Origin of the sequence: Microcoleus sp. MON1_C5 (assembly GCF_036701875.1) — a bacterium.
In the GTDB taxonomy this organism is placed as follows: Bacteria; Cyanobacteriota; Cyanobacteriia; order Cyanobacteriales; family Microcoleaceae; genus Microcoleus.
In genome coordinates this window covers 24242-30747 of the sequence record NZ_JAUBRN010000072.1, presented here as the reverse complement: position 1 = coordinate 30747, position 6506 = coordinate 24242, and the positions used below count along the sequence as shown (strand labels likewise).

Sequence of the window (6506 nt, the reverse complement as noted above, 5' to 3'; positions counted from 1 at the left end):
GATTGACATTCAGGACAAATCATAGCTAAATTTTCGTTGATTGTTAGCGCTCAGCATACCACAACTGTGCAACGCCATCGGGACGCAACTGGATAGCCGCAGCTATCGAAACTGGGGGCGCTCCGGCTATGCTGGTTGGGCTGATTAACGCGCGGAGGGGTCAAGGGCACGCACCCCTATGGCTTGACCATTTTGCCAAACTAGCCTTAGCAATCGGTCTGGGATTGAGCTTGTATGACTTCGGAGGCCTCACAAGTCTCAGTCAGGTGCTGGAACTAGGAATGGCTTCTGGATTCCTAATGGGAACTTATCTGCTTTCCAAAGACAAGCCTCATGGATATTTCTGGCTGATGCTAGGGAATATTACTTGCGCCGGTCTTATGGGTATTCAGGGTCATTGGCTGCTTCTAGCCGAACAAACAATCTCCCTTGGATTCGTGTTTGACGCTTATTGGGTACAGCGGAGAAGACTTAAAATCAGGTCAAATAATTGACCTACCTTTGAGCGCTTTTAATAACAGTAAGATTTGCCTCTGCTTGAGTTTTTCTATCTCCCACAAAAAGTTTGCTAAAAAATGATGCAATAGTTGTGCATTTTTTTACCCAACAGATGAGAGCGATCGCAAACAATGATTTGTGCTTGATGTCTAACATCATTTCCAAATATTTTTTTAACGAAGAAACTGCTGAACCTATTGGAGCAGCAAAACAGTACCTCTGGGCAAGAGGAATCCGCCTCGAAACAGGGAAAGCATGGGGTGAAGACCCCCTCTACTCGTGACGATGCACCCTGAGATAACAAGTGGACTTCGATGAAGCATGAATTAGAATCTCCACGCATTGACGGCTCTAGAGTATTTCAAATCCATATAACAAAACCTGCAAATTACACAAAACTTGCAAGTTATGATTTCTGGCTCCTTTTTTAAGCATCTTTCACAAACAGGGGAAAAGCGTCAAATCTTCTCGCCCTCACCCCAATCGCCGCAACATCTAATTTACAGCAGATTGCAGGTTTATGAAGTACACCAGCCGCTCGATCAATCCCCGTAGAGACACGGGGTACGGCCGTGTCTAAAGCTGCTTCATAAACCAGGGATACGCTGTATAGCAATCCTTGCAGGAGTCGTAAATTTTTGACCCCACCCCAACCCTCCCCTTATCAAGGAGAGGGAGTAAGAAATTCACAAATGATTTAGGCTGGCTGTATATGCTTCGCAGTTTATGAGAGCGAGTTTTGTTAAAAAAGAATTAATCAGGTTTTTCGTGACCGAGGAACTCCTCAAAAGCTTCAAAAGCTGACTGCAAACCATTAGATGACCAGTGATTAATCCCACATGGTATGAAATGTCTAGACTTTCGTCAGCTTGGCTTTTAGGTGGTATCTGACTGTTGCGTAAACCGCTTTATAGGAAGCTTCAATGCTGTATTCCTGCTGCAACCACTCTTGAATCTCTCCATAGCTTTTAAAGCCTTCCTGGGGGTTGCTGAGGCGCATTGCCAAACTAGCGCGGGCCAAAGGAGGAATGGCGGGCTTACGGCCGCCGCTGTGCTTTGTTTCGAGGAGTCCTTCGAGTCCGTCAGAGCGGTACTTTCTCAGCCACCGCTGCACTGTAATTCGGTTGACCCCGATCGTCATTGCCAATTCTTTAACTGTCTTAACGTGACAAATTTTGAACAGGTAAAGTGCTTGAATTTTTTGAAAGCCGCTTGCTGTTTTTTGTTCAGTTAACAGGTTTTTTAGTTCTTCAGTTGTCTCTGTGATGCTAAGTTTACATACTCCAGCCATATCAATTACCTCACAATTCGCGTTCTACAGTACCTTTGTTTGACAATGGAGCAAAAGCTGCTCCTATCCTAAATGCTGACCTTTTGTTTGCCCTGAAGCTATACAAAAGCGTTCGTTCTCATTAAACTTTTTCCTTCCTGGAGGCACTCAGACGCTCAGAAACCGGATTATTTTAACCTGGAGCAAGGTTGCAACGATTTTTTTTAGTAAAAACCCGGTTTCTGGGTCAGTTTTGTATTTGATGGACAAGCGTCATTGCTAATACTGATAGCCGTTAACCGCTCGACTTTAACATTAGCGGCAATAGGTGACCCTTAAGGAATACCATTTATTCTCTTATTGTTAAACATCTATCATGGTTTTCCTGGTATGTATTGGTATTTTTTGCGAACGTACGGGCGATTTTTAGTCATTAGGTGCTAGCAAACAGGCGAATGTACACCAGCGATCGCATTTTTATACAGACATTCCCCTAGTCCCCGAACTGCATTTTTGGCTTTCGCTGTGCGAAAAATCCTTAGATATCAGCACTCTCATCGGTCAGAGCGGGTAGCGCCGAGTGACGTTGCCACCGACTTTCTTGCCGCGGGCAAGTATCTGTGAAACTACTGACTTTATTGCCAATTGAGTAAAACACGGCGAGGGTGGCATTGTCAATTTTCCAGCATTACAGTATAAGTATCGGCTATTTTTGCCCGCCTGCTGTGATCGAAAGGGGGGTTTCTATGTGATCCTACTAACATGACTGTGTGACCAAGATCACAGTCTTACTCAGTAAGCTCAACTAGCCACAAAAAGTTATGGGTTCGATCGGAGTTTCCACGTAGAATCTTTGGGATTTAGTTACGAAGTGCGAGCAAACTTGTTGTTAAAATTTTTAAATATTAATTTTTAACCAAAGGGAAAAGAGAATGCAGCTTTGTCCTTCACCCTCACCAAACCATCTAATTTATACTCAAACCTTGCAGATTGAGGGAAGTTTCAGGCTGGGTGTGAATATTTCAGAATCTAAAATAGCAGAACATCCGGTGCAACGAGCTTGCTGACAGTATTCTTCATTTAAAAGGTGTAGAGAAGCCACAATGAACGTTGACGAACTGCTCAAGCTATACGCAATAGGAGAAAGAAATTTTAGCGGGGTCTACCTGCACGAGGTCTACCTCTACGAAGCAGAATTGATTGGAGCCAATCTGTATGAAGCCGACCTGATTGGAGCCAATCTCAGCAAAGCGAAACTCAACAGAGTCAACTTTGGCAAAGCCAATTTGTGCAAAATTAATTTGAGGAGAGCAGACTTAGGTGGAGCCGACCTCACAGAAGCACTTTTAGTTGAAGCTAACCTGAATCGAGCTGAGTTGATGGGAGCGAACCTCAGCAAAGCAGACTTGAGCGGAGCGAACCTCATCCAAGCAACTTTAATTGGAGCCAACATATCTCGGGCCACACTCAGCCGTGCAGACTTGCACGGAGTAAATCTTTACGGGGTAAACTTGCGTAGGGCGGTGCTGACAGAATGCGATTTAATTGGCGCAAACTTGAGCAAAGTAGACCTTAGCGGAGCCGACTTAATGGGGGCGAGTCTAATTAGGGCAGACTTGACTGAAGCGATTTTAAGTGCGTCAGACTTAAGCGGAGCAAACCTGTTGGGAGCAAACCTTACAAAAGTTAACCTGAGCGGAGTATATCTTAAGGGTACAACGATGCCCGACGGCACGATTCACGACTAATTTATTTGTTAATTTTTATGGTTGCCGAGAACAGCGGCTAAAGGGTAATGAGTAATTCATTACCCTAATTTATTGGCAGCGAAATCTTTATTTGACACTAAGGTAAGGCGGATAACTTCAATTTAGGGTGCTGATGGCGCCCAGAACTCCTACATACGGCAAGTCAAAAAGATTTGTTGGGTGAACTTGTGTTATGGTGATTTTCAATTGCTTCGATAAAAGCTATTTTAGATTTAATATTTTGAATTTTGGACGGTTAAAATGAAACTCAGAATCCTCGCTGCGGCAACGCTGCTGAGCGCGATCGCCCCGATCGCTCCTGCACCCGCCGAGAACATCCAACACACGCAACAATTACTAGCCACCCGACAGTGCCCCAACTGCGACCTCAGCAGTGCAGGCTTGGTTTTAGCCAATTTAACAGGAGCCAATCTCAAAGGTGCTGACTTGAGGTTGGCTAACCTCAGTCGAGCCAACCTCACCGGGGCTGACCTCAGCGGTGCCAACCTCAGCGGCACCAGCCTGTTTGGCGTCAACCTGACAGGGGCGAACCTCACCGGTGCCAACCTCAGCGGTGCTGACTTGAGAAGTGCCTATCTCACGGACGCCAATTTGCTCAACGCCAATTTAACTAACGCGCAACTGCTCGGAGTTAGAGGAATGCCAACCAATATCGGCACCGCTGAAGACTTCTACCGATTGGGAGTGCTGGAAGCTCAAGCAGGAAACTACAGAAACGCCATTGATTATTACAATCAAGCGCTGAATCTGAAATCGGATTTAGCAGCCGTTTATTTTGCGCGCAGTATGTCTCGCGCTGACTTGGGAGACTTCGCCGGCGCGACTCAAGACGCCGATCGAGCAAACCAACTCTTTGCAGCTCAAGGAAATCCCCAAGGTCAGGATTTGTCAAAGCAGTTAGCCGAAGCCATTGTTGCACGTCAAAAGCCTACGGAACCCCGCACGGGCGGCGGTGGCAACTTTATGAGTCTTCTGGGCTCGATCGGTTCTGTGCTCGTGAAGCTAATCTTGCCTTAAAGACTTGTGAACGACATCGGTCTGCTCCAACGACTTTTCATGCTGCGCCAACCCAAGGGATGCAGACCGTTTCATACACCCATCTGGCTTTACTAAACCTCTAAAGTATCTAAGGCAGATATACTTAGCCTAGTCTCAATATATGTGTCTAGGCTAGTTTCACTATTTAAGGACAGAATATGAATAGATTTGAAAATATATCAGTAAGGGGTTTTCGGCGTCTTCAAAATATTGAGCTTGAGATGAGAAATCTCATCGTCATGATTGGTGCAAACGGAGCAGGAAAAACTTCTTTTTTAGATGTTCTTTCAATACTCGCCGCTTCAGCAAGTGGAAATTTACAGAATTTATTGCAACTTAAAGGCGGCTTGAATGAAATTTTGACAAGAGGTAAAGTACAAGAACTTGAAATTGAAATTTCAATGCAAGTGCCAAAGGAACAACCTTTGAAGTACAGCTTAACATTGTCACCTAAAGGTTTATCTTATGAAGTTAGAGACGAATCTTTAACACAGCAGAGAAATCCCCACAGAGCTGAACCATTCAAGTATATTGAATCACAAGGTTTGGATATTAAATATTCTCAAGAAGAAAGCAGAGGATTTGTGAGACCGAGTTGGGATCACAATCCTCTTGAAACATCCCTTTCTCAAGTTCCTAAAATGTATCGCGAACCAGAGAACCTGAGAAAGAGCCTTGCTTCTTGCACATATTATGGAGCACTTGATGTTTCAGAGAAAAGTCCAATTCGTCTACCTCAAGCAATGCGCCCTGCAAAGTTGCCTGGAGCAAGCGGTGAAAACCTGGTTTCCTGTCTTTATGACCTTCGGGAAACCGATCGAGACAGTTTTGAAATGGTTGAAAATATCATTTCTGCTGCCTTTCCAGATTTCGAGCGATTAAACTTTCCTCCGGTTGCCGCAGGAACTATGTCTATGACTTGGACAGATAGGAATTTTCCTCAGCCTTTCTATGTCCATGAGCTATCAGAAGGAACGTTGCGCTTCCTCTGGTTAGTTGCGCTCCTGCAAAGTCAAACTTTAACAACTATTACGTTGCTAGATGAACCAGAAGTTAGCCTACACCCGGAACTCTTAAGACACTTAGTTTATCTAATGAGAGAAGCTTCAAAACACACTCAACTGATAGTTGCCACACACTCAGATAGACTCATCAGATTTCTCGATCCAAGCGAGATTTTGGTCTGCGATTTGGAACAAGGGGAGGCAAAAATGAGGTGGGGTGACACTTTTAACCTGGATAAATGGTTAGAAGATTACAGTCTTGACCAGGTTTGGGAAATGAATGTGATGGGTGGCCGTCCATGAGAATTGCTATTTTGGTTGAAGGTGCTACTGAAATGGCATTTAGAAAGAAGCTTCATGAGTTTCTGCAAAGTCGTTTAGAGCAAAAAATGCCCAGACTAGACTTTAAACCACAACATGGTGGAATTCCCAAGGAAGGGAAACTCAAGAAAATAGTTGAAACTCTCCTCGATAATGATGGCTATGATGCTGTAATTGCACTTACAGACGTTTATACCGGAAAGCCGGACTTTAAAGATGCCAATGATGCTAAAGAGAAAATGAGGACATGGGTAGGTAAAAACCCAAAATTCTATCCTCACACAGCATCACATGATTTTGAAGCATGGCTTCTTCCCTACTGGACAACTATCCAGAAGCTAGCGAAACACAACCTTTCTGCTCCTAGCGGTTCGCCTGAAACAGTGAATCATCAAAAGCCACCTTACTATTGGATTAAGGAGATTTTTAGCTCTGGAAAACGCGGAAAAGACTATAACAAAGTGATTGATGGAATGGCTATTTTGAAAAACAACGATCTGATGATTGCGATTCAAGCTTGTCCAGAGCTAAAAGCTTTTGTGAATCGAATTATCTCTCTCTGCGATGAAGAGAAAATAATTTCTTGACGTAAAACGCGATCGTTGT

At 44.2% G+C, this 6506-nt stretch carries 7 protein-coding genes; 6 read left to right on the top strand and 1 reads right to left on the bottom strand.

What is annotated here, in order from left to right; translation table 11 throughout:
• Positions 1-128 precede the first annotated feature (128 nt).
• Together QUA71_RS25275 and QUA71_RS25270 are read left to right on the top strand one after the other, a co-directional pair.
• Positions 129-494 carry a hypothetical protein gene (locus QUA71_RS25275; protein WP_333289301.1) on the top strand — a complete coding sequence of 122 codons (366 nt, stop codon included), beginning with the start codon at positions 129-131 and terminating at the stop codon, positions 492-494.
• A 71-nt stretch (positions 495-565) separates the two neighbouring features.
• Entirely contained in the window at positions 566-781 is a 216-nt protein-coding gene (locus QUA71_RS25270) for a hypothetical protein (RefSeq protein ID WP_333289299.1), read from the top strand.
• Positions 782-1351: 570 nt separating this feature from the next.
• On the opposite strand, the gene QUA71_RS25265 is transcribed toward QUA71_RS25270, so the two are convergent.
• Positions 1352-1789 (bottom strand): helix-turn-helix domain-containing protein, encoded by a 438-nt coding sequence (locus QUA71_RS25265; RefSeq protein WP_333216224.1) that lies wholly within the window; start codon positions 1787-1789, stop codon positions 1352-1354.
• Positions 1790-2871: 1082 nt separating this feature from the next.
• On the opposite strand from QUA71_RS25265, the gene QUA71_RS25260 reads away from it, so the two are divergent.
• From QUA71_RS25260 to QUA71_RS25245, 4 genes are all read left to right on the top strand, one after another.
• Positions 2872-3516 carry a pentapeptide repeat-containing protein gene (locus QUA71_RS25260; protein WP_190655462.1) on the top strand — a complete coding sequence of 215 codons (645 nt, stop codon included), beginning with the start codon at positions 2872-2874 and terminating at the stop codon, positions 3514-3516.
• A 261-nt stretch (positions 3517-3777) separates the two neighbouring features.
• Positions 3778-4554: a pentapeptide repeat-containing protein gene (locus QUA71_RS25255; protein WP_333289297.1), complete on the top strand. Its 777-nt coding sequence runs from the start codon at positions 3778-3780 to the stop codon at positions 4552-4554.
• Positions 4555-4733: 179 nt separating this feature from the next.
• Complete coding sequence (locus tag QUA71_RS25250; protein ID WP_333289295.1) at positions 4734-5882, top strand: AAA family ATPase; 1149 nt, start codon at positions 4734-4736, stop codon at positions 5880-5882.
• Complete coding sequence (locus QUA71_RS25245) at positions 5879-6487, top strand: DUF4276 family protein (RefSeq protein ID WP_333099789.1); 609 nt, start codon at positions 5879-5881, stop codon at positions 6485-6487. The genes QUA71_RS25250 and QUA71_RS25245 overlap by 4 nt, the downstream gene beginning before the upstream one ends.
• Positions 6488-6506 lie beyond the last annotated feature (19 nt).

What these genes read in the sequence shown, in the direction of transcription:
- QUA71_RS25275 (WP_333289301.1), top strand. Translation starts at nt 129, where the DNA reads ATGCTGGTTGGGCTGATTAACGCGCGGAGGGGTCAAGGGCACGCACCC.
- QUA71_RS25265 (WP_333216224.1), bottom strand. Translation starts at nt 1,789, where the DNA reads ATGGCTGGAGTATGTAAACTTAGCATCACAGAGACAACTGAAGAACTA.
- QUA71_RS25260 (WP_190655462.1), top strand. Translation starts at nt 2,872, where the DNA reads ATGAACGTTGACGAACTGCTCAAGCTATACGCAATAGGAGAAAGAAAT.
- QUA71_RS25255 (WP_333289297.1), top strand. Translation starts at nt 3,778, where the DNA reads ATGAAACTCAGAATCCTCGCTGCGGCAACGCTGCTGAGCGCGATCGCC.
- QUA71_RS25250 (WP_333289295.1), top strand. Translation starts at nt 4,734, where the DNA reads ATGAATAGATTTGAAAATATATCAGTAAGGGGTTTTCGGCGTCTTCAA.
- QUA71_RS25245 (WP_333099789.1), top strand. Translation starts at nt 5,879, where the DNA reads ATGAGAATTGCTATTTTGGTTGAAGGTGCTACTGAAATGGCATTTAGA.